The sequence below is a fragment of the Austwickia chelonae NBRC 105200 genome (genome assembly GCF_000298175.1).
Taxonomy (GTDB): domain Bacteria; phylum Actinomycetota; class Actinomycetes; order Actinomycetales; family Dermatophilaceae; genus Austwickia; species Austwickia chelonae.
The window spans coordinates 65,528-91,097 of record NZ_BAGZ01000002.1; the positions used below are offsets into that span (position 1 = coordinate 65,528).

A 25,570-nucleotide genomic window follows, 5' to 3' on the forward strand; every position below is an offset into this window, starting at 1 on the left:
CCCGGGCAGCTCGCGCACCGGCCGGGCGTCCTCTGCACCCTGCCGTCCGGCTCGGCCGTGACGGGCTGGTTGTGAGATGGTGAGGCGCGTGCGTCTGGTGATCGCGAAATGCAGTGTCGACTACATGGGCCGCCTGTCGGCCCATCTCCCGTTGGCGACCCGTTTGTTGCTGGTAAAAGCGGACGGTTCCGTCCTGGTCCACAGCGACGGCGGTTCGTACAAACCCTTGAACTGGATGTCCCCGCCCTGCGCGATGGCCGAGATCGCCCCGGAACCGACGGAGGCGGAACTGGGCGTCTGCGCGGTCTGGGTGGTGCGCCACGCCAAGTCCGGGGACAGCCTGCGGATCAGGCTCTACGAGGTGCTGCACGATTCCGCGCACGAGCTGGGCGTGGACCCCGGGCTGGTGAAGGACGGGGTCGAGGCCCACCTGCAGGCCCTGCTGGCCCAACACATCACGACCCTGGGCGTGGGTTACCGGCTGGTGCGCCGGGAGTACATGACGGCGATCGGACCGGTGGACATCCTGGCGAAGGACGCCCAGGGACGCAGCGTCGCGGTGGAGATCAAACGTCGCGGGGAGATCGACGGGGTCGAACAGTTGACCCGGTACCTGGAGTTGATGAACCGTGACCCGCACCTGGTCGCCGCCGGCCCGGTGATCGGGGTCTTCGCCGCCCAGGAGATCCGGCCGCAGGCCAGGACCCTCGCCGAGGACCGCGGGATCCGCTGCCTCACCCTCGACTACGACGCCTTGAAGGGCACCGACGACCGCGAGTCGCGACTTTTCTGAACGGCGGGAGCTGACACGGCGGGTCGTCGAGGACCTGGCGTGTCAGGCTGAACCCATGACTGTGCGTATCGCCGTGGCCGCGCCCGGTACGGGTGCCGCCGAGGCCGCCGAGGAGGTGGCCCGCGCGGGAGGCAATGCGGTGGACGCGGCCGTCGCCGCCGTCGTGGCGGCGTCCTGCACCGAACCGGGGATCATGAGCCCGATGGGTGGCGCCTTCGTGAACGTCTGGGAGCCGGGTGCCTCACCCGTCGTCCTGGACGGGAACTGCGAGATGCCCGGACGCGGCTGCCCCCCGGAACATCTCGGCACCGGGACCTGGGCCGCCACCATGGACTACGCCGGCGGTCTCACCGTCTTCGGCGGCCCTGGATCGGTGGCCACCCCGGGGATGTTCGCCGCGCTGGACGAGGCCTCCACACGGTGGGGTGTGCTGCCCTGGGCGGAGCTGCTGGCACCGACCGTGGACGTCCTCCGCCGCGGATACCGGCTGGGAGCGACCTCGGCGTACTACCTCGGCTATGCCACCGCGGAGCTCTTCGCCCGCGACGAAGGCACGGCGGCCTTCCTGGGGCAGACCGGTGGCCCGCCGACCACCGGTGCCCTCCTGCGCGACCCCGACCTGGCGGCCACCTTGGAAAGGGTCGGACGTCATGGCGCCGAGGACCTGTACACCGGCGAGCTCGGTCATGCTCTCGCCGAGGACATGGCGGCCCGGGGCGGACTGGTGTCGATGCGGGATCTGTCCGCCTATCGCACGGTGACCCGTCCTGCTCTGCGCTCCCGGCTGGGCCGTTGGGATGTGGCGGTGAATCCGCCGCCGTCGATCGGCGGCCCGGTACTGACGGCGATGCTGCGGCTGTTGCAGAGCCGCCGGGCGCAGCAGGGGGTGACCGATGCCGGCGATGTGATCGAGATCCAACGTCTGGTGTTGTCCTACCGTCATCGACTGATCGACGTCTCCGACGACCTGGAGGATGCCGGGCGTGAACTCGTCCGGGTGGTGGACGAACTCGGACCGGACGGATTGGCCGCGGTGGCCTCCTCGCAGGACACCATCCATGTCTCGACGGTGGATTCGAACGGATTGGCCTGCGCGGTGACCGCATCGGCGGGTTACGGGTCCGGGGTCACCGTGCCGGGCACCGGCCTGGCGTTGAACAACGGGTTGGGCGAGCCGGAACTGAACCGTCGGGGGCTGCACGCCCTCCCGCCGGGCGCCAGGTTGGCCTCGAACATGGCCCCGGCGACGGCGCGACGCGACGACGGCGCGATGGTGGCGATCGGTTCGCCGGGGGCGGATCGCATCACGACGGCGCTCTTCCAGGTGTTGGGCGGGCTCTGCCTGGACGAGCTCGCCCTGCAGGCTGCGGTCGACCAGCCCCGCCTGCACGTCGACCTGCAGGACGGCGGCCTGTGCGTCCGTTATGAACGCTCGGAGCCGCTGGCCGAGGCGGTGGCCGGGATCTCGCTGCCGGTGGTCCCCCACGAGCCGTTGACGATGTACTTCGGCGGGGTGGGTGCCGCACTGTGCGACGGCGAGGGGAGGCTCTCGGCGGCGGCCGATCCGCGTCGGGTGTCGGCCGCCGTGGTGACGCCGGGCACGGAATTCTGACGGAGATATGAGACAGACCCGCAACACCCTGATCAGCGAACTTTCCGGGTTGCATTCTTCCGGAAGGCGATTGGCGAAGTTTGCAAATTCCCGTCGATAGCATTGCGGTGTCCTGGCCGCATGCGAGCCGCTTCGGAGGTCCGATGCCAACCAGCCCGCTCATCAGCGTGGTCATCCCCGCTTACCAGGCCGAGAAGACCCTCGGCGCAGCGATCAGCAGCGTACTCACCCAGACCTATCCGAAGACCCAGATCGTCGTGTGCAGCGACGGCTGTACCGATGCCACCGAGGACATCGCCCGAGCCTACGGCGAACGCGTCCGCCTGGTCGTCCAACCGAACAGCGGATGCGGGGCAGCCCGCAACACCGCGCTACGTCATGCCGACGGCGAACTCGTCGCACTCCTCGACGCCGACGACATCTGGATGCCCCACCACCTGGAGAAGGCCCTGGCCGCCTGGCGGGCCGCCGGGGGCGGCCGTCAGATCGTCACCACCAATGCCTACTTCCTCACCTCGGAGGGCATCGCCCCCCACCGCCGGGTGATCCACCAGGCGGTACCCCCCGAAGAACAACGGATGCGCCTGTTGGAAGGGCCTGCCATCTCGATCTTCTCGGTCTTCCCCCGCGCGCTGGCGGAGGAGATCGGCGGTTTCGACAGCGAGCTTCGCACCGTCGAGGACTACGACTTCTGGCTGCGGGCGGTCTTCCGCGGATGGCGGATCGTCTTCCAGATGGAACCCTCCGCCCTGTACCGCCGCACCGGATCGTCCCTGTCCGCGGACATCGACCAGCTGGGCGAACACGAACAGACCGTGATGCACAAGCTCCTGGATTCCTCGGAGGTGACGCTCAGCGCCGAGGAACGGGCCGTGGTGGAGAAGCGGATCCGGTTGGGTCCCGCGATCGTCCACATCCGGCGGGGCGAACAGGCCCTGGCCCGGGGCGACAGCCGAGCCGCGGCCGAAGCCTTCGCCGTGGCCTCGGAACTGCTGCCCAGTAACCGCGGTCTGCGCCGCAAGACCCGCCTGTCACGACTCCCGCTGACCGCCCCGCTGCTGGTCCGCGCACAGAACCGCCGCCTCCGCGAAACCTGATCCCCGCGCCCCCGCACCCGCTCCCCTGATGTGAGGCCCCCATGACATCCTCCCCCTCGGTCTCGGTGATCGTCCCGACCTATCGACGTGCCGGGAGCATCCGCCGGGCCGTGGAGAGCGCCCTGGCCCAGACCGTCACCGACCTGGAGGTCGTCGTCGTCGACGACGGCAGCCGGGACGGTACCGACGAGGTCGTGCACGGACTCGGTGACGAACGCATCCGCCTGTTCACCCATGAGACCAACCGGGGCGGGAATGCCGCCCGCCAGACCGGGATGGACCAGGCCCGCGGCACCTGGCTGGCCTTTCTCGACAGTGACGACCTGTGGCTGCCGGAGAAACTCGAGAAACAGTTGCAGCGGCTGGACGAACAAGGACCCGAGTACGGCTTCTGCTACACCTGGTACGACATCGAACTGAACGACGGCAGTTTCCTCCCGCCACGCCAGGTGCGGGCCGAGGGGTTGCACCGGCCCGAGCTGATCGCCGAACCGTTGGTGGGAACCTTCTCCACGATGATGGTCTCCCGGGCCGTGGCCGAGCAGGTCGGCGGCGTCGACCTGTCCCTCCCCGCCTGCCAGGACTGGGAATTCGTGAGTCGGGTCAGTCAGGTCACCGGCGTCTGCGTGGTCCCGGAGGTGCTGGTGCACTACTGGCACGGCGCGGGCGACCCCCACCGGATCACCACCCGCAAGGACTCGGTGGTGGCCGGACATCGACAGATCTACCGGCAGCTGTGCCGCGAATATCCCTCGATGCCGGACGAGAACGTCCGGGCCTCCCGCCACTACCTGATGAAGATCTTCGCCGACCAGGGGGCCTTCGCCGAGCTGTTCGAAGTCACCCGGGGTCTGGGCGTGAGCGGCCTCGACCCGGCCATGGCGGCCCACGCCGGGCGGATGTTCCTGCGGGCCGGACGCCGGAGGGTCTCCGCACTGCGCGGATGAAGTCCGCACCGACCGGCCGACGGTTCCGCCCGTTGGCGGCGATCGCTCCGGCTCAGCACCTCCTCATCCCTCCAGCGGGACCAACCCGTGGGAACGCCGGATAGCGGCGACGATCTGCCCCATCGACTCGGTCAGATCGTGATGGCGCGGGGTGAACACCGCGGCGACCCCGGCGTCGAGCAGACGTCGTGCGTCACTGTCGGGGATGATCCCCCCGACGATCAAGGGCACATCGGCCGCACCCGATTCCTGGAGTCCCCGCAGGATCTGGGGAATCAACTCCATGTGGGAGCCCGACAGGATCGACACCCCCACGGCGTGGACGTCCTCGGCCACCGCTGCCGCGACGATCTGGTCCGGAGTCAGTCTGATCCCCTGGTAGACCACTTCGAAGCCGCAGTCGCGGGCCCGGACAGCGACCTGTTCGGCCCCGTTGGAATGCCCGTCCAGACCCGGTTTGCCCACCAGGAAACGCAAGGTCATACCGAGGTCGTCGGCGGTCCGGACCACCTGTTCACGGACCTTCGCCAGCGCCGAACCCTCCGGGGCCTCCCCCACACCCACCGACCCGGTGACCCCGGTCGGGGCCCGGTACTCACCGAAGACCTCGCGCAGGGCCGCCGCCCATTCCCCGGTGGTGACCCCGGCGCGGGCGCATTCCACCGAGGCGTCCATCAGGTTGGTCGATTCCTGCGCTGCTTCGACACGCAACCGGTCCAGCGCGGCGTCCTTGCGGGCCAGCCGCGTCTCGTCCCGGTCGCGTTCCCGACGCCAGGCCCGGACCGCGTCGACCGCGGCGGACTCGACCTTCGGGTCGACGGTCTGGATGGCGGTGTCCAGGTCGGCGGTGAGCGGGCTGGGCTCGGTGGTGGTGAACTTGTTGACCCCGACCACGATGTCCTCACCGGCTTCGATCCGCTGTCTGCGGGCCGCGTGGCTGGCGACCAGTTCTTGTTTCATGTATCCGTTCTCGACGGCGGCGACGGCTCCGCCCATCTGCTCGATTCGCGCCAGTTCCTCCTTCGCGCCGGCCACGATCTGCTCGACCTTGGCCTCGACGACCGGTGACCCGGTGAAGATGTCGTCGTATTCGAGCAGGTCGGACTCATAAGCGAGGACCTGCTGCAAACGCAGGCTCCACTGCTGGTCCCAGGGCCGGGGCAGCCCCAGCGCCTCGTTCCAGGCCGGAAGTTGCACGGCGCGGGCGCGAGCATCCTTGGACAAGGTGACCGCCAACATCTCCAGGACGATCCGTTGGACATTGTTCTCCGGCTGGCTCTCGGTCAGGCCCAGGCTGTTGACCTGCACCCCGTAACGGAAACGACGCTGCCTGGGGTCGGTCACGCCGTACCGTTCCCGGGCGAGCTCGTCCCACATCCGTACGAAGGCCCGCATCTTGCACATCTCCTCGATGAAACGCACCCCGGCGTTCACGAAGAAACTGATCCGGGCGACGACGTCGCCGAAGCGTTCCTCGGGGACCTGCCCGGAGTCACGCACCGCGTCCAGCACCTGGATGGCGGTGGCCATCGCGAAGGCGACCTCCTGGACGGGGGTGGCCCCGGCCTCCTGCAGGTGGTAGCTGCAGATGTTCACCGGATTCCATCTGGGCATCCGGGCGACCGTGTAGGCGATGGTGTCGACGGTGAGTCGCAGGCTCGGGCCGGGCGGGAAGGCGTGGGTGCCGCGGGAGAGATATTCCTTGATGATGTCGTTCTGCGTCGTCCCGGCCAGCTTCGCCACGGTCGAGGAGGGGTCGCCGTCGGCTGCTCCGTCGGCCACGGCCTGTTCCTCGGCGACCACCTCGTACAGGGCGAGCAGCCACATCGCGGTGGCATTGATCGTCATGGAGGTGTTCATCTCGGCCAGGGGGATCCCGGCGAAGAGCGCCCGCATGTCACCGAGATGACTGATCGGCACCCCCACCTTGCCGACCTCCCCCCGGGACAGCTCGTGGTCGGGGTCGTAGCCGGTCTGGGTGGGCAGGTCGAAGGCGACCGAGAGACCGGTCTGTCCCTTGGCGAGATTACGCCGGTAGAGCTCGTTACTGGCGGCGGCGCTGGAGTGACCCGCGTAGGTACGCATCACCCAGGGCCTGCTTCGCATCTCCATGGGGCGAAAGTAGCGACCGTGACAGCCGTTTCGGGCCTTAGGGCCTAGGTGAGCGTCCTCACAGCCAGGGCCTGCGCCGAACGGACGTCCCGTCCTGGCACCTGCGTCCCGCCACCTCGGCAGCCGTCCACCCCGACGTGTGCCGCGCCCGCCCCCGGAGACCCGCCCCGTGAAAGGATCACCGCATGGTCAACATCACCCGTGTCTACACCCGCACCGGGGACGACGGTACGACCGCCCTGGGCGATTTCTCCCGCACCTCGAAAACCGACGAACGCCTCGAGGCCTACGCCGATGTCAACGAAGCCAATGCCGCGATCGGCGTCGCCATCGCCTGCGGCGGGTTGAGAGCAGATGTCACCGCCACCTTGACGCGCATCCAGAACGACCTCTTCGACGTCGGCGCCGACCTGTGCAACCCGCTCGCCCGGACGTACGCCTACCCGCCGTTGCGGGTCGACCCGGCCTGGACCGGTGAACTGGAGTCCGACTGCGACCGCTACAACGACATGCTGGAGAAGCTCCGCAGTTTCATCCTGCCCGGCGGCAGCCCCGGCTCGGCCTATCTCCACCTGGCGTGCACCGTCACCCGACGCGCCGAACGCTCGGCCTGGCGGGCCGTCCAGAAATACGGGCAGGACCCGGCCGACGAAGAGAGCATGACCCCCGGCGGAGTCAACCCCGAGACCTGCCGATACCTGAACCGGCTCTCCGACCTGCTCTTCGTCCTGGCCCGGGTGGCGAATCTCGACGCCGGCGGCGACATCCTGTGGCAGCCGGGCGGAGGTCGCGCATCGAACCCCAAGGAGACCGGCCGGAAGACCCCGACGGCGGGCCCGTCCGCCCCGACCGAAGACTGACCGGGCAGCCTCTCCGGAAGCGCCGAGGCGTCGTCACCACTCCACGGGACGATGCTTCGGCGGTGACGCCTCCACCCAGGAACGCAAAGCCGTATAGGTGTCCCGCCCCATGGACAGTTCGACCGTCTCCGTGCTCTCCCCCGACGCAGACAGCGGCTGCCCGCACAACACGGTACGCACCGAGTTCACGTCCAGACCGTCGCCGGGCGGAAGCTCCTCGAAACCACCGATGTCCAGGCCGACCCGCTGCCAGCAGTGTTCCGAACGCAGTGAGACACCCAGCAACGGAAGCCAGGCCAGGGAGAGCCCGTCAAAACGTAAAAGGCCCGCCTTCCAGCGGGCCTGAGGGTCGGTGCGCAGTCCACACAGCAGAAGGTCCCCACCTCGAGCGAGCAGGGACCGACGCACCGCGACGAAGAGCAGGAGGAGGATGACCGCCCCCAGACAGACACCGACCACGATCTCCGCCGCGACCAGTGCATCCACCACGATCAGCCCTGGATCGGTTCGCTGACCGTCTCGGCGACGATGCGCACGATATTTTCGTCCACCGACAGGAAACCGCTGTCGATATGAACATGCTGGGGGCCCTCGACCCCCTTGACCCGGACGTCACCGTCCGCGAGCACCGTCATCAAGGGCGCGTGCCCCGGCAGGATGCCCAATTCGCCCTCGATCCCCCGAGCACTCACCGAATGGGCCTCGCCCTCCCAGACCTTGCGGTCGGCCGCGACCAGCTCTACGTGCAAAGTTGCCACGGAGTTCCTCCACTTCAGCGATGGGTACGGGCAGTCTAACCGAGCCGACCGACCGGAAAGTTCCGCACCACCCCGCCTTCCGTCGCCGACGGGCGCAGTCTGCGCCGAGCCGCCGCCGACCGGCTCCCGCAGAAAGCCGTGTCTCCGTCGTCGTGGCCCCGGGGAAGGACCGTCCCCCGCAGTTATGCTGAACCACGCGAACGCAATTCGCCTAAATGGGGAATAAGGGGATGTCTTCTGCGCGGCCCTACGACCGCGACCCCTCACGATCAGAAGGAGTCCTGTGACCACCCTCACCGCCGACCACGGGTCCTCGGCACTCGCCTCATTGCGACACCACTGGATTCCGGCGCTCCTCCTCACCCTCCTCGCCGCGATGATCGGCAGCGGTGTCGCCCTGGTCCGTCCGACGACCTACACCGGTGAGACCAGGCTGGCCATCGGTCACGGCGAGATGAGCGCCCTCAATATCCCCGGCTATCCCACCGCCGCCAAGGAAATGGCGTCCAACTACTCCCGTTGGGTCACCGACCAGGGCGTCGCCGGGTTGAAGACGCCCCCCGAGGTGACCTCGCTGGCCGCTTCCCCCATCCCCGAGTCGTCGATCATCCGCATCGAGGCCAAGGCCCGCGACGCCGACGCCGCCGTACGGGCCAGCCAACAGGCCGCCGACGCCCTCACCGCCGAGGTGAACAAGTCCCGTGCCGAGAACGACCCCGCCGAAGTGATGAAGGAGATCGTCGCCAAGGCCCCGGCCCTGTCCAAGGCGCAGGCCGGCGCCGCCGGCACCCTCGCCAAGTACAACCGGGACCTCGGCGCGGAACGGCCCGCCGCCACGATCCAGGCCGACCTGGAACTCTTCGCGCAGGTCGACACCGTCCGAGCCCAACTCCAGGCCGAACAGGACGCCCGCCTGGACAAGTACCGTCGACTGATCAGCCAACGTTCCACCTCGGCCGACCTCCGGCCGATCGGACAAGGCGCCCGCCTCGTCGGCAACGACCGCAGCAGCCGCATCCAACGCGGAGCACTGTTGGGCGCCGGCATCGGCATGGTCCTGTCACTCGGCGTCTGCGTCCTGCTCGACCGTCGGCACCGGGGCCGCGGCCGACAGCCCCAGGCATGACCGCGCCGTCCACGGACCACTCCGAGACGTCCCCGCCCCGGGAACGTCCGCCGGCCTACCTGTGGTGCCTCCTCCTCGGACTGGTGACCAATCTCGTCAGCGGCAACAGCCAGTACATGCGGCTGCCCATCGGACCGGACCGGCTCCTCATCCCGCTGGCCGTGGTCCTCCTCCTGCTCGACGGGCGACGCCGACGGCTACGACTGTGCGACGTGCACCTCCTCATGGCGGCCCTCGTCCTGTGGACCCTCTTCTCCATGGCCTGGTACGGCAACCTCTTCAAGGTCGTCGCGGTCTTCGCCTTCGCCGACCGGATGGTGATCCCGCTGGTGCTCTTCGCCACCGCGCCCCTGTTCTTCGATCGGACGGCCCATCGGGACCTGCTGTTGAAGACGCTGACCCTCATCGGCATCTACCTGGGGTTCACCGGCATCATCGAAATGGTCAACGTCAAGCTGGCCTTCCCCCGCTATATCTCCGATCCCACCCTCGGCATGATGTTCGGCCGGGCCCGCGGGCCTTTCCTCGCCGGTGACGCGATGGGGTTCTCCTCCGCCGCATGTGGTTTCGCCGGGGTCTTCCTGGCCTACCGGGTCCGACGCGGTCCCTGGCGGCTGGCCGGTCTGACCGCGCTGGCCGCCGGTCTGGTGACGACGGTGCTCAGCCTGACCCGGGCCACCTGGGTGGGGGTCGCCCTGGGCATCCTCCTGGCCGGCGTGCTGGTGCCCGCCCTGCGCAAGTGGGTACCGGTGGCCGTCGGTGGCGCGCTGGCCTCCGTCGCCCTCGCCCTGGCCCTGCTCCCCGGGCTCCAGGAGGCCTTCGACGTACGTCTCAACGAGAAGTCGTCGGTCGACGACCGGCTGGGCAGCAATGACGCCGCCATCGCACTGCTGCACGACCTGCCCTGGACCGGGATCGGATGGCGTCGCTTCTACCCCGAGGGCGCCGACTGGTTCCGGATCTCCGACGGTTACGCGATGAACAACGTCGTCGTCGAGGTGCACAACGTGCTGCTCTCCCGAGCGGTCGAACTGGGCATCCCCGCCGCATTCGTCTTCCTGGCGATCTGGGTGCTCGGACCGGGACGCCTGCTGATCCACCGGGGCGATGCAGACCTGCAGGGATGGCGCGTCCTGGGCCTGGTCGTCTTCGTCACCTGGGTCGGCACCGGGATGGCCGGGCCGATGGGGATCCCCTTCCCGAACTACATCACCTGGCTGATCGCCGGAGTCGCCACCGCGCCGTGGACCCTCCGGGAAACCATCCGGGATCAGCCCGGCGCGCCCCACCCCGGCTCCACCACGTGGAGCCGGTCCCACGGGAATCCCCGCAACACCTGATACGCGGGGGTCCCCCGGCCCAGGTCCGCCCACGGGTCACGTCCGGTGGCGGCACGATGTCGCCCGCCGCTCTCGGCCATCACCGCCACCGCTCCCCCCTTGTCCACCACGATGAACCCGTACTTCTGGGCGGCCCGGGCGATCGCCTTCCCCAGCGGGGTCAACGACGAGGAATCCACGTCGACCGACGGGTCGAGCCGGAGCCGGGTCCCCTCCTTCACGGCCTCGGGCCGCGCGCTCGTCCCGTCATCACGGTTCGCCGGGTAATGATGTCCACGACCGGCTTCCATCACCACCAACCCCATGGCGTGGTCGATCTGCAACCGACGGGCCTCCTCCAGGGTCACCATGTAGCCGCTCGCCGCCAAACCCGCCGCCGAAGCCCCGAAAGGTGCGGGAAAACGTCCGTCGGCCTGGGAGACCCGGTCGATCCGGCCACCCCAGCAGGCCTGCCAACGACCGTCCGGGCGACGCGAGGCCACCCAGAACTCCCACAGGATGTCCCGCTCACGGTCCCAGACCGCCAGGTGGCCGTCCGAGGCCGAGGCGGGCACCGCATCGTCCGGGATCGGCACCCCCACGAAATGTTTCGCCCCGTCGTACAGACCCGCAGGCGTCCCGCCCTTACGTTGGCAGTCGTGGAAGAGCACGTCGACCCGCGGAGTCTCCGAGGAGGCCACCGCGAAACCAGCGGCGTAGTCGTCCACATTCAACGCCGCGATCCCACCCCAGTTGTCCCGGACATGCCTGGCGATCAACTCGACCTGCGGGCGTCGTCCCTGATCCACCGGGGCCGAGGTCAACTCCTGGGTGAAGACCGAGCCCGGAGCGAAACGCGGATAAGGACCGAAGGACGACTCCGGGGAAGACGACGACGCACCAGGTGACGGCGGCCCCGCGCCGGGCCGGGTCGACCGCTCCACGAACCAGACCGCACCCCCGACGACCAGGACTGCCGCCAGAAGCAGCACGGTCACCCGCTGGGATATGTTCATCGACCCCTCCTCCGGATCAGCTGCCAGGCCCGGCGCAGGCCCAACGTCGTCCCCACGTAGACCGCCATCGCCGGAGCGGCTGCCGCGCCGCAGAGCACCAGCCCGATCCCGCGTCCGGGCAGGAAGCCCTGACGGATCAAGGTGGCCATCCCCCACACGCACAGGAAACTCAGCAGCGCGGCCAGGACCATCCGTGTCCAGGGCACCGATCTCAACGGCCCCGGCACCGGAACCGGCAACCGGGAGACCATCCGCAGACGGTACGAGAAGGACGACATCTGCGCGACGATCGTCGCCAGAGCCACACCCACCGCCCCGACCAAGGGCACCAGCAGCACCGACAGCGTCAACATCAATGTCACGGTGATCGCCCCGGCGCGCATCTCGAACTCGGGGCGTTCCAACAACATGCACCACAGCCCCAGGGGCTCGGGCAACAGGGCGAACAGATGGGCCAACAGCATCAGCGATGCGACGAGCCCGGCCTCCTCCCCGGGCAGGGGCAGCCAGACGTTCACCCCGAAATAGGCGGCAGGCGCACCCACCGCCACCCATCCCCCGATGACGATCACCCAGATCCGCTGCGCCCTGGCGAAGATCTCCACCGTGTCCGGCGCGCCCCGGCGGCCGATCGACTGCCCGAGCATCGACTGCAGTGGCGCGATGGCGTTCAGAGGCACCATCCGCAGCTGGTAGGCGAAGGTACTGCCCGGGCCGAAGACCGGTACGTCGTGCGGGGCCATCCGGCCGACGATGAGAGTCGCCCCCTGCAGACCGGTCATATTCAACAGTCCGGCCAGCTGCACCTTCCAGGCGAAGGCGAAGAACTCCCGGAGCTCCGCGCGGGTGACGAAACCGATGCCGTCGGCGCTGAGCAGCGGAAGCGCCGACGGGACGAGGGTCACGGTGGCCAGGATCTGCTGGACCACGAAGATCCAGGCCACCCCCCACAGCCCGTAACCGTTCTCCAGGACCACCAGCATCCCGACCGCGTAGACCACGTATCCCAGCAGGATCGTCGAGGCCGTCAACCGGAACCGGTGGTGGGCGTTGAGCACCCCGGAGAAGAGATTGCGGGCCAGCGCGACCCCGACCGTGATCGTCAACACCCGGACCAGGAAGATCGTGTCCTGTTCCAGGTCGGGCGGCGCGTGGAAGAAGTCCACCACGATGGGCGCCAGGACGAAGACGGTGCCCAGGGTCACCGAGGTGAGGGTGATGACACAGACCAGCAGCGAGGTCAGCAACCTGGTCGCCGCACGCCGGTCGCCCTGCCCGGCGTACAGGGCGAAATAGCGGGTCGCGCTGCGGCCGATCCCTCCGTCGAACTGGCTGAGGAACTGGGTGAGGGTGCTGGCGATGAGGAAGAGCCCGTAGGCGACCACCCCCAGTTTGGTGATGACGTACGGGGTGAGCGCCAGGTTGACCACCAGTGGTGCGAGCTGGGCCAACAGCTGCCAGCTGGCGCCGTGGACCAGGGCTCTGGCCCGGCCACGTCGGCCCCCCTCCTCGGCGGACCGGTCGGGAGAGGCTTCGGGGGCGTCCTCGTCCCGGTCGCGGGCGCCGCCATCGTCGTCGGTCACAACAGCCTCTCGCGTCGTCCCGTGGTTCCGTCCATCCTCGACCGTGTCCTCGGGCTCAGGGGCGCGACGCGCCCAGGTGCTCGCCCTCCCCGCCATGAGTCGGACGTTGGACCAGAGTTCCTCTCATCGCCCCCGCGACGCCCCGAGCGGACAAAACGCTCGAAGTTCATAATAAGACAAGGTCTTTCATCACATTGAGGAAGAAGGTCCGCTGTGCCGAAGGTTTCCGCCCGCCCAGCCCTGCGCGGTTTCGCCTATCTGGCCTACTACGCGATCGGGTCCCATCTCCCCCGCAGTTATGCACCGTTGGGGAGACTCGGCGCCGTCCTCCGCACCGCCACCGCCCGGCAACTGTTCGATCGCACCGGGCATTCGGTCAACGTCGAGCACGGAGCGCATTTCGGTTCCGGCCGGGGCATCCGGATCGGGCACCGCTCGGGTATCGGTATCGATGCCGAGATCCTCGGCCCGGTCACCATCGGTGACGACGTCATGATGGGCCCGCGCTGCGTCATCATCAGCACCGACCACCGGTTCGACGATGTCGCCGTCCCGATGAACCGTCAGGGGTGGACGCCCAGCAGCGGCCCGGTCGTCATCGAGGACGACGTGTGGATCGGCGCCAATGTCACCATCACCGCAGGGGTCACCGTGGGGCGAGGCTCCGTCCTGGCGGCGGGCGCGGTCGTCACCAAGGACGTCCCTCCCTTCAGCATCATGGGCGGCGTCCCGGCCAGACGGTTGAAGAGTCGCCTGCCTGACGAGAACACGCGGGCCGGGGCGGCGCCGAGGCACATCTCGTGAACGGCCCGATCGCTTCGGTGGTCGTCCCGGCCTACAACGAGGGTGCGGTCATCGACCGTTGTCTGCGCGCGCTGACCGCCGAGTCGTTGCCGGGGCCGGTGGAGATCGTCGTGGCTGCGAACGGCTGCACGGATGACACGGTCGCTCGGGCGCGGGCCTTCGCCGGAGTGACCGTGCTCGACCTGCCGGATCCGGGCAAGGTGGGGGCTTTGAATGCCGCCGACGGAGTGGCCACGGTTTTCCCGCGGATCTATCTGGACGCCGATGTCGAGCTGTCCCCGGGTACTTTGGGTGAACTCGTCGGCGCGCTGACCTTTCCCGGCGCACGTTGTGCCGCGCCGGAGCTGGCGTTCGATCTGACGGATTGCACTTGGCCGGTGAGGGCTTTCCACCGGGTGTTCGCACGGTTGCCGTCGGCGCGCGAGACCTTGGTGGGGCGGGGGGTCTATGGTCTGTCCCGCAGCGGTCGGGAACGTTTCGGTGTCTTTCCGCAGATGCAGGGGGACGATCTCTTCGTGGGGCGGCTGTTCGCTGCCGGGGAGCATGTCTGTGTCCCGGGGCGTTCCGTCGTGCGTCCTCCGCGTGACCTGCGCAGTCTTCTCCAGGTCAGGACGCGGGTGGCCCGGGGCAACGGGCAGCTCGCGCAGGCGAGCGGTGAGGATCTGTCTGTCGTGGCGGGGGCTCCGGCGGATTTCTCGTCCTCGACCGGGCGCACGGGGCGGGCGTTGGCCGATCTGGCGCGCGCCGAGCCCCGGTTGTGGCCTGCCATCGGCGTGTACGTGGGGGTGACCGTGGTCGCTCGTTGGCGGGCCCGTCGTACCCGGCATGCCACCGGCACCTGGAACCGTGACCAGTCCACCCGGTAGGTCCGATCAGACCGTTCAGTCGAGGAGTCCTGCGATGTCCCTTTCCGAGAGATCGATGCCGTCCCGGCGGATCGCCTATCTGAACAGTCAGTATCCGGCGTTGTCGCACACTTTCATCGAGCGGGAGATCGCTGCGGTGCGCGCTCAGGGGTGGGAGGTGCACACGTACAGCGTGCGTCCTTGTCCGTCGGATCAGCTCAGGTCGGTGTCGATGCGGGCTGAGGCGGCTTCGACCCGGGTCCTGTTGGCGGACAAGGGGCGGGTGGCGGCGGCTTCGGCCCGGTTGGCCCGGCGGCATCCGGCGGCGTGGGCGGCTGCGGCGCGGTGTGCGGTGCGGGCGGGTTATGGCACGGTGAAGGGGCGGGTCTGGCAGGGGTTCTATCTGGCTGAGGCGGTGCTCTTGCACGAGTGGATGCGGGAGGCGGGGCTGCGTCATGTCCATGTGCACATGGCGAATGTGTCGGCGGATGTGGCTCGGTTGGTCACGGTCATCGGGGAGGCCGTGGACGGTCCGGGTTCGTGGTCGTGGTCGTTGACGGTCCACGGTTATGCCGAGTTCCAGTATGTGGAGCAGTGGGATGTCCCGGCGAAGATTCTTTCGGCCCGGGGGATCTGCGCGATCAGTGATTTCACGCGGAGCCAGTTGATGCGGCTGACCACTCCCGATCAGTGGTCGAAGATCGAGGTCGTCCGGATGAGTGTGGATGCGGATGCTTATGCTCCGCCGTCGCGGCCGCGGGTCCGGGACGGTGGGCCTCTGCGTCTGGTCACGGTGGGGCGTCTGGTGGCTTTGAAGGGTATTCCCACGCTGGTGGAGGCGGTGCAGATCCTGGCCGAACGGGGGGTGCCGACGGTGACTCGGGTCATCGGCGGCGGTGAGGACATGGCCGCCCTGCAGGAGCAGGTCGAGCGGGCGGGCCTGGCCGATTCGTTCCTGTTGTGCGGCCCGGTGGGTCAGGACGATCTGCCGGCGCATTACCACTGGGCGGATGTCTATGTGTCGCCCTCGTTCATGGAGGGCCTGCCGGTGGTGTTGATGGAGGGGATGGCTACGGGTCTTCCGGCGGTGGCGACGAATATCTCGGGGGTGCCCGAGTTGGTCGTGGACGGGGTGAACGGTCTGTTGGTCCGGCCGGGCCGGGCGGATCTGTTGGCCGATGCCTTGGACCGGTTGGCCGGGGATCGGGTTCTGCGGGAGGAGCTGGGTGGGCGGGGGCGGCGGACGGTTCTGGAGGAGTTCGTGCCACAGGTCACCGGGCCGGCGATGGCGTCCTTCCTGGAGCGCATGCGTCCGGCCGGTGACCTGTGACATCGGCTGATCTGGTCAGTTGGCGGGTGCTCCCCAGTCCTTGGCGACGACCTGGATGGCTTCCCAGGGGAAGTTCCGCATGACTTCGTAGGAGGGGGTTCCGCCGAGGAGTCCTGGCCACGGGTTGGTGCCGGTGAGGCTCTGTTCACGCAGTCCGGCTTCGCCGATGACGGCGACGGATCCGGAGCGGTCGCTGACGATGAAGCCGTATTTCTTGGCGGCTTCGGCGACCATGCGTCCGACGGGGGTCAGGTTGTACCGGTCGAGGTCGAGGTTCGGGTCGAGGCGCAGCCGCTGTCCTTCACGGACGACGTTGGGGTCGACGAGGTTTCCGTCACCGCGGAGTGCGGGCCAGGAGATCTCGGGGTACTGCTGGATGTTCATCGCGGCGAGGTACATGGCGTGGTTGATGCTGCCTTTGCGGACCTCGTCGAGGGAGATCATGCCTGCGGCCATGGCGACGCCGGTGCCGGTGGCGCCGTACCAGCGGGGGAAGATCCCTTGGTTGGTGGAGACCTTGTCGATGCGTCCGCCCCAACAGGCTTCCCACCGGCCGGTGGTGGTGTTGCGGCGCATCTGCCAGAACTCCCAGAGTTGGTCGGTCTGGGGGTCGTAGATGCTCATCTCGCCGTCGCTGCCGGCTGCGGGTCGGGCGTAGTCCGGGACGGGCACCTGGCGGAAGTAGGCGGGGCCGGTGGTCAGGTTGGGGTCGATCCAGGTCTTCTTCTGGCAGTTCCAGAAGTCGACGTCGATGCGGGGTTGGTCGGCGGGGACCGGGTAGAAGGAGGCGTTGTAGTGGCCGCTGTTGAAGGCGGCGATGCCGCCCCAGTTCTCGATGACGTCCTTCCGGAGGTTCGCGGACATCTGCGCGGAGTTGGGGTCGAGGGGGGCATTTTCGATCCGGCTGGTCCAGGGGCTGTCTGGGGCGAGGGGGATCGGGGCGTGTCCGGGCTGGTTGTCCGCGGGGGTGGGTTGGACGGTCTGCGGGCTGGGGGTGGTCGTGGTCGGCGTGGGAGTAGGTGTGGTCGTGGTCGGTGTGGGGGCGGGTGTGGTCGTGGTGGGTTCCGGGGTCGGTGCGGTCGTCGTGGTGGCGATCTTGGTGACTTCGATCGCGCTGAACTGCGGGTTGTCGACGACTTTGGTGAAGGTCATGTCGAGGGATCCATCGGTGACATCGGTCTCGAAGGTCCGGTCGTAGGCGGTGCGGGCGCCGACCGCTCCGGCGATGTCGACCTTGTCGAGTGCCGGGTGGCCTTCGGCGGAGACGTCGAAGACCCGTTGGCCGGCTTTCGTCCAGTAGTTCTCGACCATGAGCAGGCGTACCCGGTACCGGCCTGCGGCGACCGGGAGGGTGTAGCCGGTCGTTCCGAAGGTGGTCTCCTGGTAGAGCAGGTCGTCGGTGGTGCCGAGGATGTCGGTGCCGACGAGTGAGCGGGAGTTCCGGTCGGTGCCGATGAATCCGGTGCGGGATCTCCAGGTGTTCCCGGCGGTGTCGACGACCGGTGAGTAGCGGGCGACGACGCGGGCGACGACCTGTTCCGAGGTGGTGTCGGCGGCGAAGGAGGTCGTGACGAAGGCGAGCGGAAGCAGGGCTACCGGTGGCAGGCATCGGGCGACGAGTGAGGTGAGACGACGAGACATGACCACTCCTGGCGTGGGGTAGTAGGCCCAGCACGGGGTGCCAGGCAGGGTGAACGTAGGGCGGGGGTGCGGACCTGCCGTCGGGGCAGGGTCGGACGCAGCCGCGTCCGGAGGTGCGGGGTGAGGGGATGTGCGAGGGCGCGGGGGCGCGCAGCGGGTCCGGTGGTGCGTGGATCCTGGCTGTGGGCCCGGCGTTGACGGGTCAGCGCTTGCCGTAGTCCTTGGGCAGTGCTTGCAACCGGTTCCAGGGGAAGCCTCGTAGGGCCTCGTGGTCCGAGCCGCCGAGGAGCTGCGGCCAGGGGTCGGTCCCGGTGGTGGCTTTCAGCGATTGGCCGGATTCACCGATCAGGGCGACGGCTCCACCTTTGTCGGAGACGATGAAGCCGTATTTCTGGGCGGCTTTGGCCACGGTCTTGGCGAAGGGGGTGATGTTCAGGGAGTCCACGTCGAGGGTGGGGTCCAGTCGGAGCCGTTGTCCTTCGAGGGGAAGATTGGGGTCTTTGGTGTAGCCGTCGGATCGAACGGCGGGCCAGCTGTATTCGGTGAAGTGGCGGGCTTGGACGACGGCGAGGTACATGGCGTGGTCGATGCGTCCGCGGCGGATCTCCTCGGCGGAGATCATCCCACCGGTCATGGAGATCCCGGCTGCGCTGACTCCGAAGCCCAGCGGGTACTGGCCGGCGGCTTTGCTGACCTTGTCGATCCGTCCGCCTTGGCAGGACTGCCAGTCCCCTGAGGCGTCCTTCTTCATCTGCCAGAATTCCCAGGAGGTGTCGGTCGCCGGGTCGTAGATCGACATGGCGCCGTCACTTCCGGGTGCGGAGGTCGCATAGCTGGGGATGGGGACGTCGACGAAGACTTTGCGTCCGTCGTAGAGGTTCTTCGGTGTCCAGTTCCATTTGAAGCAGTTCGACCATTTCACCCGGACGCGGGGGGTGTTCGCGTCGACCCGGTAGAAGGTGCTGTTCCAGGCGTGGGCGTTGAAGGCGGCGATGCCGCCCCAGTGCTCGGCGACCTGGGTGGCGACGGAGGCACCGATGGCCGCACTGTTGGGGTCCAGCGGCGCGCTGCTGATGTCGTCGTAGAAGAAGCTGTCGGGGGAGAAGTTGAGCAGGCGGCCTGGTGCGCGGCCGGGTTTCTCCGGGGCCGGGTTGGGGGTACGCGGTGGGATCTGGCGGCGGGCCATGGTCCGTCCCGGGTCGGTGTTGTTCTGGAAGTCGACGCCTTGTCCGGGGGTGGGCCGCGGTGCTTCGGGGTTTCCGGGAGCGGCGGTCGCCGGTGCTGCCAGGGCGATGGTGAGCGGGGCCATCAGTGCGATGGCCAGGACACTCCTGGTGTGGCGATGGGGGGCGAGGCGCATGATTGCCTTCCGTGGCCTTGTCGTGGTATCAGGTCGCAAGCCCCATCGGCCCCGGTTCGGAGGACATGAATTCGGTCGGTTGACACGCTCGCAGCTCACGGCTTTTGAAAACTCCTGCGGGAGAATGGTTCCGCCCACGATTTCTTTTTCCTGAGCAGAACATCGGGCGTTCAATGTGATCTGTTTCACATCAAGGGGTGATCCGAAGGTGCTCTCCGTCCACACGTCAGATCTTCGACAGCACAGTCGATCTCGGACGCGACAGCACACCCCGATCAGTGAGAGAGCAGCCGCATCCTTGTCCCTGCTGGCCCTCACTCCGGTGATCCTGGTCCGAGCCGCCACCGGATATGCCCGCACCGGGAAGATGGTCGATGCTGCCGAGGCCGTAGGACCGGCCGAACACACCTTCCGGTTGTGGACCCTTGCGGGAGAAGGCCGCGGAGCGACGATCCTGCACCTGTGGTCCGTGATCCGCGGCGACATGCGCATCATGGGGCCTTTCCCCTTGAACAGCGACGAGGCCCGAGCACTCCCCGACCGGCAGTTGTGGCGGGTAGACGGCATGCCGGGGATCTTCTCCACCCACCGCCTCCGCGAGTACACCGGCATCACCTACGAGAGCGACCAGGCCGACGACCGCGCGCTCATGGCCGACCGGAGCCTGGCCCGTTCGGGGAACCTGGGGCTGATCGTGCGTTCCCTGCTCGCCTCGGCGCTCCGCACCCCACCCGGGCAGGAACAACCCGACCAGGTGAACCTGTTCGACGTCTCCATCGCCAACACCACCATGGAGGAAGCACTCTCCCAGGTGATCACCCGCGCCCGGGAGGAACCCCGCACCGGGCAGGCGGACCTCGTCTATTTCGTGAACCCCGGCTGCCTGAACATCGCGGTGACCGACCGGTCCTACCGCATGGTCCTGCACCGCGCCTCACTGATCCTGCCCGACGGCATCGGGCTGAAGGTCGCCTCCCGGATGAAAGGGATCGCTCTACGGGAGAATGTCAACGGCACCGACATGTTCCCCCGGCTCTGCAAGGCCGCTGCCGACGAGGGCATCCCGATCTTCCTGCTGGGCGCCCGCCCCGGCGTCGCCGAGACCGCAGCCCGGGCCGTGCAGCACGCCTACCCCGGGTTGAGGATCGTCGGCACCCACCACGGATATATCTCCAGCCACGACGACGAGGTCGTCGACCTGGTCAACCGGTCCGGAGCCCGTCTTCTCCTGGTCGCGATGGGGGTCCCCCAGCAGGAGATGTGGTGCGACCGGATGCGCCCACGCCTGGATCCGGGGGTGATCATGGGGGTCGGCGGTCTCTTCGATTTCTATTCCGGACGTATCCCCCGCGCGCCGCTGTGGGTCCGGGAACTCGGCATGGAATGGGTGTGGCGGTTGAAGCAGGAACCCCGCCGGATGTGGCGCCGCTATGTCATCGGCAATCCGCTCTTCCTCTTCCGGGTGTGGCAGGAGAAGACCGTCCGAGCACCCCAGGGGCCTTCCGAGTACCCCCGCAGCCACGACGACGTCCCCCGGGAATGTTGATCCCCCGGCTGCGCCCGGGTTCTCACGATTCCCTGGGACGCAGAAAATCACCGTCCATCCGTGAGGCACGCGACGAGGCAAGAACTCTGTTGCGGGCCGACTGGCCGAAGAACCCTTTTCCTATGCAACGGATCACCCTGCTCATCTGGCGTTCGGGCCAGGCATTGTGCGGGCGTCCGGGCATCCCGGCCTTCCTCCTGCGCCGAATCGTACGGGTCGGCGACATCCTCTGGATACGAGGTCTTCTCGGCGCGGAGCTCCCCTCACAGGTGGTCTGTGGCCCGGGCGTGCGGATCCCTCATGCGGCCAGGGGCGTCATCCTGCACCCCTCATGCGTCCTGGGTTCGAATCTCGTGCTCTACCACCACGTCACGGTCGGGATGACCAACACTCTGCCGGCACCTCGTGTCGAGGACGATGTCCTGATCGGGACGGGGGCCCGGGTGCTGGGACCGATCACGGTGGCCTCCAGGACGAAGATCGGGGCCAATGCCGTGGTCGTCCGGAACACCCTGCCCGGACATACCTATGTGGGTGTCCCGGCGGCCCCGGTCCGACATGACCGCTGAGGGTGCCGGGCGGTGTTCCCGCCCGGCACCCTCAGACAACGGTGCTGTCTTGTCTTTTCAGCTGTTCTTCTCGATCTCGCGTGCCTGGCGCTCGACGTCGTCGAGGCCACCGCACATGAAGAAGGCCTGCTCGGGGACGGTGTCGTAGTCGCCGTCGGCGATCTTGGTGAAGGCCTCGATCGTGTCGGCCAGCGGCACCGTCGAACCCTCGATGCCGGTGAACTGCTTGGCGACATAGGTGTTCTGCGACAGGAAGCGCTGAATACGACGGGCCCGGTTGACGAGGATCTTGTCCTCTTCGGAGAGCTCGTCGATACCGAGGATCGCGATGATGTCCTGCAGCTCCTTGTTGCGCTGCAGGATCTGGCGCACCCGGACCGCGGTCTCGTAGTGCTCCTTGCTGACGTACCGCGGGTCGAGGATACGGCTCGTGGAGGTCAGCGGGTCCACCGCGGGGTAGATACCGAGCGAGGCGATCTCGCGGGACAACTCGGTGGTCGCGTCCAGGTGGGCGAAGGTGGTCGCCGGCGCCGGGTCGGTGTAGTCGTCGGCGGGCACGTAGATCGCCTGCATCGAGGTGATCGAGTGACCGCGCGTCGACGTGATGCGCTCCTGGAGGACGCCCATCTCGTCGGCGAGGGTCGGCTGGTAACCCACGGCGGACGGCATGCGGCCGAGCAGCGTGGAGACCTCGGAACCGGCCTGCGTGAACCGGAAGATGTTGTCGATGAAGAGGAGCACGTCCTGCTTCTGCACGTCGCGGAAGTACTCCGCCATCGTGAGGGCGGAGAGGGCGACGCGCAGACGGGTGCCCGGCGGCTCGTCCATCTGGCCGAAGACGAGGGCGGTCTGCCCGAGGACGCCGGCCTCCTCCATCTCGACGATGAGGTCGTTGCCCTCACGGGTGCGCTCGCCGACGCCGGCGAAGACCGACACACCACCGTGGTCGCGCGCCACGCGGGCGATCATCTCCTGGATGAGGACGGTCTTGCCGACGCCCGCACCACCGAAGAGGCCGATCTTGCCACCTTGCACGTACGGGGTGAGCAGGTCGATGACCTTGATGCCGGTCTCGAACATCTGGGTCTTGGACTCCAGCTGGTCGAAGGGCGGCGCCTGGCGGTGGATCCCCCACCGCTCGTGGGCCTCGAGCTGTCCGTCGCCCTCCAGGTTGAGGCAGTCACCGGTGGCGTTGAAGACCTTGCCGAGGGTGACATCACCGACCGGGACGGAGATCGGTCCGCCGGTGTCCTGCACCGTCGTCCCGCGCACCAGGCCGTCGGTGGGCTGCAGCGAGATCGCACGCACCATGTTGTCGCCGATGTGCTGGGCGACCTCGAGGTTCAGTTTCTTGCGTTCGCCGGACACCTCGACCTCGACGGTGAGGAGGTTGTAGATGTCGGGCATCTGGTCGGCGGGGAATTCCACGTCGACGACCGGGCCGATGATGCGGGACAGGCGCCCCTGTCCGCCGTGGGCAGGCTGAGCCGACTGGGGCTCGGCAAAGGCAGTGCTCATGGGAGATGCTCCTCGTGTCTTTACTTTGCGTCCGCGAGGGCGTTGGCGCCGCCCACGATCTCGCTGATCTCTTGAGTGATCTGGGCCTGACGGGCCTGATTGGCCAGCCGGGTGTACGTCTTGATGAGTTCGTCGGCGTTGTCGGTGGCCGATTTCATCGCCCGCTGACGGGCCGCCAGTTCGGATGCGGCGGACTGCAGCAGGCAGTTGAAGACGCGGTGGGTCACGTACTGCGGCAGGATCGCGTCGAGCACGTCCTCGGTGGAGGGTTCGAATTCGTACAGCGGGAGCATCCTGCGGTGGCCGGTCTCCTCGACGTGTTCGTCGACCACCTCGATGGGCAGCAGCCGTAGGGCCCGTGGCACCTGGGTGACCATCGTGCGGAACTGCGTGTAGACGATGTGGACCTCGTCGACGCGGTTGCCCTCGGGGGCCAGGAACTCCTGGAGGATGCGGTCGCTGATCTCCTTGGCGGTCTCGAAGGTCGGGTTGTCCGTCGAGCCGTCCCAGCTGGCGGCGTACTCGCGGTGCCGGAAACGGTAGAAGGAGATCGTCTTCCGGCCGACGAGGAAGGGGATGACCTCCTTGCCTTCGCTCCGGAGCTTCTCGACCAGTCGCTCGCTCTCCTTCAGCACCGAGGAGATATATCCGCCGGCGAGGCCCTGATTGCTCGCGATGATGAGCACGGCGGCGCGGCGCGGGTGCTCGACCTCGGTGGTGAGCGGGTGTTCTGCGTCCGAGTGGCTCGCGACGGCGCCGAGTGCTTCGGTGATCGCGACGGCGTACGGTGTCGTCTCCTCCACCCGCTGACGTGCTTTGATCACCCGCGAGGCAGCCATGAGCTCCATGGCCTTCGTGATTTTCTGCGTCGCCTTGACGGAGCGGATGCGCTGCCGGTATTCCCGGATCTGCGCTCCCATATCTTTCCGCCTCTCCTTGATCTAACGATAGTCGTGGGTGAAGTTGGCCCCGCCGTTCCGGGCCGAGACCACCGAGGTGGTGTCGGCCCGGTCCGGTCAGCGCTTGCGGACGATCCGTTCCTGGTCCTGGTTGTCGTGCTCGAGTGCTTCGACGGGCTCGTCGGCGATCAGCGTTCCGCTGCTGGTACGGAAGTCCCGTTTGAAGGACTTCATCGCTTCCTCGAGGCTCTGCTTGGCGTCGTCCCCGAGTTTCTTGCTCTCTCGGATCGACTGCAGGATCCCGTTGTTCTCTCGCCGCATGAACTCGAGGAATTCGCTCTCGAACCGCCGGACGTCCTCCACTTCGACGTCGTCGAGTTTCCCGGTGGTACCGGCCCACACGGAGACGACCTGCTCCTCGACCGGGTAGGGGGAGGACTGGGGCTGCTTGAGCAGTTCGACCAGGCGAGCACCTCGGGCCAGCTGGGCCTTGGATGCCGCGTCGAGGTCGGAGGCGAACATCGCGAAGGCTTCCATGGCGCGGAACTGCGCGAGATCCAGCTTGAGACGGCCGGCGACCTCTTTCATCGCCTTGATCTGGGCGGAGCCACCGACTCGGGACACGGAGACACCCACGTCGATCGCCGGGCGGACGTTGGCGTTGAAGAGGTCTGCCTGGAGGTAGATCTGGCCGTCGGTGATGGAGATGACGTTGGTGGGGATGTACGCCGAGACGTCGCCAGCCTTGGTCTCGATGATGGGCAGACCGGTCATCGACCCGGCACCCATCTCGTCGGACAGTTTCGCGCAGCGCTCGAGCAGGCGGCTGTGCAGGTAGAAGACGTCACCGGGGTAAGCTTCGCGGCCCGGCGGGCGACGCAGCAGCAGGGAGACGGCCCGGTAGGCCTCAGCCTGCTTGGACAGGTCGTCGAAGATGATCAGGACGTGCTTGCCCTGGTACATCCAGTGCTGGCCGATGGCCGACCCGGTGTACGGCGCGAGGTACTTGAAACCGGCCGCGTCGGAGGCCGGGGCGGCGACGATGGTGGTGTACTCCATCGCACCGGCTTCCTCGAGGGTGCCCTTGACGGACGCGATCGTGGAGCCCTTCTGACCGATGGCGACGTAGATGCAGCGCACCTGCTTGTCGATGTCGCCGCTCTCCCAGTTGGCCTTCTGGTTGATGATCGTGTCGACGGCGACCGTGGTCTTGCCGGTCTGCCGGTCACCGATGATCAGCTGGCGCTGTCCGCGGCCGATCGGGATCATCGAGTCGACGGCCTTGATGCCGGTCTGCAGCGGTTCGTGGACCGACTTGCGCTGCATGACGTTGGGTGCCTGGAGCTCGAGCTCACGGCGGCCTTCGGCCTTGATCTCGCCCAGTCCGTCGATCGGTGTGCCCAGCGGGTCGACCACGCGGCCGAGGTAGCTGTCCCCCACCGGTACGGAGAGGACCTCTCCGGTGCGCTTGACGGTCTGCCCCTCTTCGATACCGGAGAAGTCACCGAGGATGACGACACCGATCTCGTGGACGTCGAGGTTGAGCGCGAGGCCGAGGGTTCCGTCCTCGAACTGGAGCAGCTCGTTGGTCATCGCGGAGGGTAGCCCCTCGACGTGGGCGATGCCGTCCCCGGCATCGGTGACCCGACCGACCTCTTCACGTGTGGCCGCGTCGGGCTCGTAGGACTGAACAAAGGAGTTCAGTGCGTCCCGGATCTTCTCCGGACGGATGGTGAGCTCCGCCATCGTCTCTCTCTTCTTCCTCGTCTGCAGCCCGGCCTGTTCGAAAGGGGCCGAGTGTCGGGATGCTTCGGTGCCGACTCGCGGCGTGGTGC

Annotated in this window: 22 protein-coding genes; 12 read left to right on the top strand and 10 right to left on the bottom strand. The window is 67.8% G+C overall.

Annotated elements, in window-relative coordinates; translation table 11 throughout:
- Window positions 1–88 precede the first annotated feature (88 nt).
- The 4 genes from nucS to AUCHE_RS01280 all read left to right on the top strand — a co-directional run bounded on the left by nucS (window position 89) and on the right by AUCHE_RS01280 (window position 4,449).
- Window positions 89–793, top strand: a complete 705-nt coding sequence (gene nucS, locus AUCHE_RS01265; RefSeq protein WP_006501441.1) for an endonuclease NucS — start codon at window positions 89–91, stop codon at window positions 791–793.
- Between the two features lie 55 nt (window positions 794–848).
- Window positions 849–2,405, top strand: a complete 1,557-nt coding sequence (locus AUCHE_RS01270; protein WP_006501442.1) for a gamma-glutamyltransferase — start codon at window positions 849–851, stop codon at window positions 2,403–2,405.
- A 143-nt stretch (window positions 2,406–2,548) separates the two neighbouring features.
- Window positions 2,549–3,502, top strand: coding sequence for a glycosyltransferase family 2 protein (locus AUCHE_RS01275; protein WP_006501443.1), 954 nt, complete (start codon window positions 2,549–2,551; stop codon window positions 3,500–3,502).
- A gap of 41 nt (window positions 3,503–3,543) precedes the next feature.
- On the top strand, window positions 3,544–4,449 hold the full coding sequence (locus tag AUCHE_RS01280; RefSeq protein WP_006501444.1) for a glycosyltransferase family 2 protein: 906 nt from the start codon (window positions 3,544–3,546) through the stop codon (window positions 4,447–4,449).
- Window positions 4,450–4,512: 63 nt separating this feature from the next.
- Here the strand turns inward: AUCHE_RS01280 and AUCHE_RS01285 are convergent, their stop codons facing one another.
- On the bottom strand, window positions 4,513–6,561 hold the full coding sequence (locus tag AUCHE_RS01285; RefSeq protein WP_040321121.1) for a protein meaA: 2,049 nt from the start codon (window positions 6,559–6,561) through the stop codon (window positions 4,513–4,515).
- A gap of 185 nt (window positions 6,562–6,746) precedes the next feature.
- Here AUCHE_RS01285 and AUCHE_RS01290 point away from each other — a divergent pair, with 185 nt between their 5' ends.
- Complete coding sequence (locus AUCHE_RS01290) at window positions 6,747–7,421, top strand: cob(I)yrinic acid a,c-diamide adenosyltransferase (RefSeq protein ID WP_006501446.1); 675 nt, start codon at window positions 6,747–6,749, stop codon at window positions 7,419–7,421.
- Window positions 7,422–7,454: 33 nt separating this feature from the next.
- On the opposite strand, the gene AUCHE_RS01295 is transcribed toward AUCHE_RS01290, so the two are convergent.
- Window positions 7,455–7,910 (bottom strand): DUF2550 family protein, encoded by a 456-nt coding sequence (locus tag AUCHE_RS01295; protein ID WP_006501447.1) that lies wholly within the window; start codon window positions 7,908–7,910, stop codon window positions 7,455–7,457.
- Window positions 7,911–7,912: 2 nt separating this feature from the next.
- Complete coding sequence (locus tag AUCHE_RS01300; RefSeq protein ID WP_006501448.1) at window positions 7,913–8,179, bottom strand: F0F1 ATP synthase subunit epsilon; 267 nt, start codon at window positions 8,177–8,179, stop codon at window positions 7,913–7,915.
- A 283-nt stretch (window positions 8,180–8,462) separates the two neighbouring features.
- Between AUCHE_RS01300 and AUCHE_RS01305 the strand changes: the two genes are divergently transcribed.
- Together AUCHE_RS01305 and AUCHE_RS01310 are read left to right on the top strand one after the other, a co-directional pair.
- Window positions 8,463–9,305 carry a hypothetical protein gene (locus AUCHE_RS01305; protein WP_006501449.1) on the top strand — a complete coding sequence of 281 codons (843 nt, stop codon included), beginning with the start codon at window positions 8,463–8,465 and terminating at the stop codon, window positions 9,303–9,305.
- Window positions 9,302–10,645: an O-antigen ligase family protein gene (locus AUCHE_RS01310; protein ID WP_006501450.1), complete on the top strand. Its 1,344-nt coding sequence runs from the start codon at window positions 9,302–9,304 to the stop codon at window positions 10,643–10,645. Before AUCHE_RS01305 ends, AUCHE_RS01310 begins: the two co-directional genes overlap by 4 nt.
- Here AUCHE_RS01310 and AUCHE_RS15375 read toward each other — a convergent pair.
- Together AUCHE_RS15375 and AUCHE_RS01320 are read right to left on the bottom strand one after the other, a co-directional pair.
- On the bottom strand, window positions 10,576–11,640 hold the full coding sequence (locus tag AUCHE_RS15375) for a hypothetical protein (RefSeq protein ID WP_006501451.1): 1,065 nt from the start codon (window positions 11,638–11,640) through the stop codon (window positions 10,576–10,578). The genes AUCHE_RS01310 and AUCHE_RS15375 overlap by 70 nt on opposite strands.
- Window positions 11,637–13,223: a lipopolysaccharide biosynthesis protein gene (locus AUCHE_RS01320; RefSeq protein WP_006501452.1), complete on the bottom strand. Its 1,587-nt coding sequence runs from the start codon at window positions 13,221–13,223 to the stop codon at window positions 11,637–11,639. Before AUCHE_RS01320 ends, AUCHE_RS15375 begins: the two co-directional genes overlap by 4 nt.
- A gap of 213 nt (window positions 13,224–13,436) precedes the next feature.
- On the opposite strand from AUCHE_RS01320, the gene AUCHE_RS01325 reads away from it, so the two are divergent.
- The 3 genes from AUCHE_RS01325 to AUCHE_RS01335 are packed head-to-tail and all read left to right on the top strand — an operon-like array spanning window position 13,437 to window position 16,202.
- Window positions 13,437–14,027 (top strand): acyltransferase, encoded by a 591-nt coding sequence (locus tag AUCHE_RS01325; RefSeq protein ID WP_006501453.1) that lies wholly within the window; start codon window positions 13,437–13,439, stop codon window positions 14,025–14,027.
- Entirely contained in the window at window positions 14,024–14,893 is an 870-nt protein-coding gene (locus AUCHE_RS01330; RefSeq protein ID WP_006501454.1) for a glycosyltransferase family 2 protein, read from the top strand. The genes AUCHE_RS01325 and AUCHE_RS01330 overlap by 4 nt, the downstream gene beginning before the upstream one ends.
- A gap of 34 nt (window positions 14,894–14,927) precedes the next feature.
- A complete protein-coding gene (locus AUCHE_RS01335; protein WP_006501455.1) occupies window positions 14,928–16,202 on the top strand; it encodes a glycosyltransferase family 4 protein in 1,275 nt (424 codons plus the stop codon).
- Window positions 16,203–16,217: 15 nt separating this feature from the next.
- Here AUCHE_RS01335 and AUCHE_RS15380 read toward each other — a convergent pair whose 3' ends face one another.
- Window positions 16,218–17,843: a malectin domain-containing carbohydrate-binding protein gene (locus tag AUCHE_RS15380; protein ID WP_006501456.1), complete on the bottom strand. Its 1,626-nt coding sequence runs from the start codon at window positions 17,841–17,843 to the stop codon at window positions 16,218–16,220.
- Window positions 17,844–18,045: 202 nt separating this feature from the next.
- The gene (locus AUCHE_RS01345) at window positions 18,046–19,203 is read right to left on the bottom strand and encodes a hypothetical protein (protein ID WP_006501457.1); all 1,158 of its coding nucleotides are present in this window, start codon (window positions 19,201–19,203) and stop codon (window positions 18,046–18,048) included.
- Window positions 19,204–19,501: 298 nt separating this feature from the next.
- Here AUCHE_RS01345 and AUCHE_RS01350 point away from each other — a divergent pair, with 298 nt between their 5' ends.
- Window positions 19,502–20,749 carry a WecB/TagA/CpsF family glycosyltransferase gene (locus AUCHE_RS01350; RefSeq protein ID WP_006501458.1) on the top strand — a complete coding sequence of 416 codons (1,248 nt, stop codon included), beginning with the start codon at window positions 19,502–19,504 and terminating at the stop codon, window positions 20,747–20,749.
- A gap of 122 nt (window positions 20,750–20,871) precedes the next feature.
- Window positions 20,872–21,318: a serine O-acetyltransferase gene (locus AUCHE_RS16870; protein ID WP_052024746.1), complete on the top strand. Its 447-nt coding sequence runs from the start codon at window positions 20,872–20,874 to the stop codon at window positions 21,316–21,318.
- 57 nt (window positions 21,319–21,375) lie between these two features.
- Here the strand turns inward: AUCHE_RS16870 and atpD are convergent, their stop codons facing one another.
- The 3 genes from atpD to atpA form a co-directional block, all read right to left on the bottom strand.
- Window positions 21,376–22,836 (bottom strand): F0F1 ATP synthase subunit beta, encoded by a 1,461-nt coding sequence (atpD, locus tag AUCHE_RS01360; protein WP_006501460.1) that lies wholly within the window; start codon window positions 22,834–22,836, stop codon window positions 21,376–21,378.
- Window positions 22,837–22,856: 20 nt separating this feature from the next.
- Complete coding sequence (locus AUCHE_RS01365) at window positions 22,857–23,756, bottom strand: F0F1 ATP synthase subunit gamma (protein ID WP_006501461.1); 900 nt, start codon at window positions 23,754–23,756, stop codon at window positions 22,857–22,859.
- Between the two features lie 96 nt (window positions 23,757–23,852).
- Entirely contained in the window at window positions 23,853–25,481 is a 1,629-nt protein-coding gene (gene atpA, locus AUCHE_RS01370) for a F0F1 ATP synthase subunit alpha (RefSeq protein WP_006501462.1), read from the bottom strand.
- Between the last annotated feature and the right edge of the window lie 89 nt (window positions 25,482–25,570).

Coding starts and splice junctions, on each gene's coding strand:
- AUCHE_RS01270 (WP_006501442.1), top strand. CDS start 849: ATGACTGTGCGTATCGCCGTGGCCGCGCCCGGTACGGGTGCCGCCGAG.
- AUCHE_RS01275 (WP_006501443.1), top strand. CDS start 2,549: ATGCCAACCAGCCCGCTCATCAGCGTGGTCATCCCCGCTTACCAGGCC.
- AUCHE_RS01280 (WP_006501444.1), top strand. CDS start 3,544: ATGACATCCTCCCCCTCGGTCTCGGTGATCGTCCCGACCTATCGACGT.
- AUCHE_RS01285 (WP_040321121.1), bottom strand. CDS start 6,561: ATGGAGATGCGAAGCAGGCCCTGGGTGATGCGTACCTACGCGGGTCAC.
- AUCHE_RS01290 (WP_006501446.1), top strand. CDS start 6,747: ATGGTCAACATCACCCGTGTCTACACCCGCACCGGGGACGACGGTACG.
- AUCHE_RS01310 (WP_006501450.1), top strand. CDS start 9,302: ATGACCGCGCCGTCCACGGACCACTCCGAGACGTCCCCGCCCCGGGAA.
- AUCHE_RS15375 (WP_006501451.1), bottom strand. CDS start 11,640: ATGAACATATCCCAGCGGGTGACCGTGCTGCTTCTGGCGGCAGTCCTG.
- AUCHE_RS01335 (WP_006501455.1), top strand. CDS start 14,928: ATGTCCCTTTCCGAGAGATCGATGCCGTCCCGGCGGATCGCCTATCTG.
- AUCHE_RS15380 (WP_006501456.1), bottom strand. CDS start 17,843: ATGTCTCGTCGTCTCACCTCACTCGTCGCCCGATGCCTGCCACCGGTA.
- AUCHE_RS01345 (WP_006501457.1), bottom strand. CDS start 19,203: ATGCGCCTCGCCCCCCATCGCCACACCAGGAGTGTCCTGGCCATCGCA.
- AUCHE_RS16870 (WP_052024746.1), top strand. CDS start 20,872: ATGCAACGGATCACCCTGCTCATCTGGCGTTCGGGCCAGGCATTGTGC.
- atpD (WP_006501460.1), bottom strand. CDS start 22,836: ATGAGCACTGCCTTTGCCGAGCCCCAGTCGGCTCAGCCTGCCCACGGC.
- AUCHE_RS01365 (WP_006501461.1), bottom strand. CDS start 23,756: ATGGGAGCGCAGATCCGGGAATACCGGCAGCGCATCCGCTCCGTCAAG.
- atpA (WP_006501462.1), bottom strand. CDS start 25,481: ATGGCGGAGCTCACCATCCGTCCGGAGAAGATCCGGGACGCACTGAAC.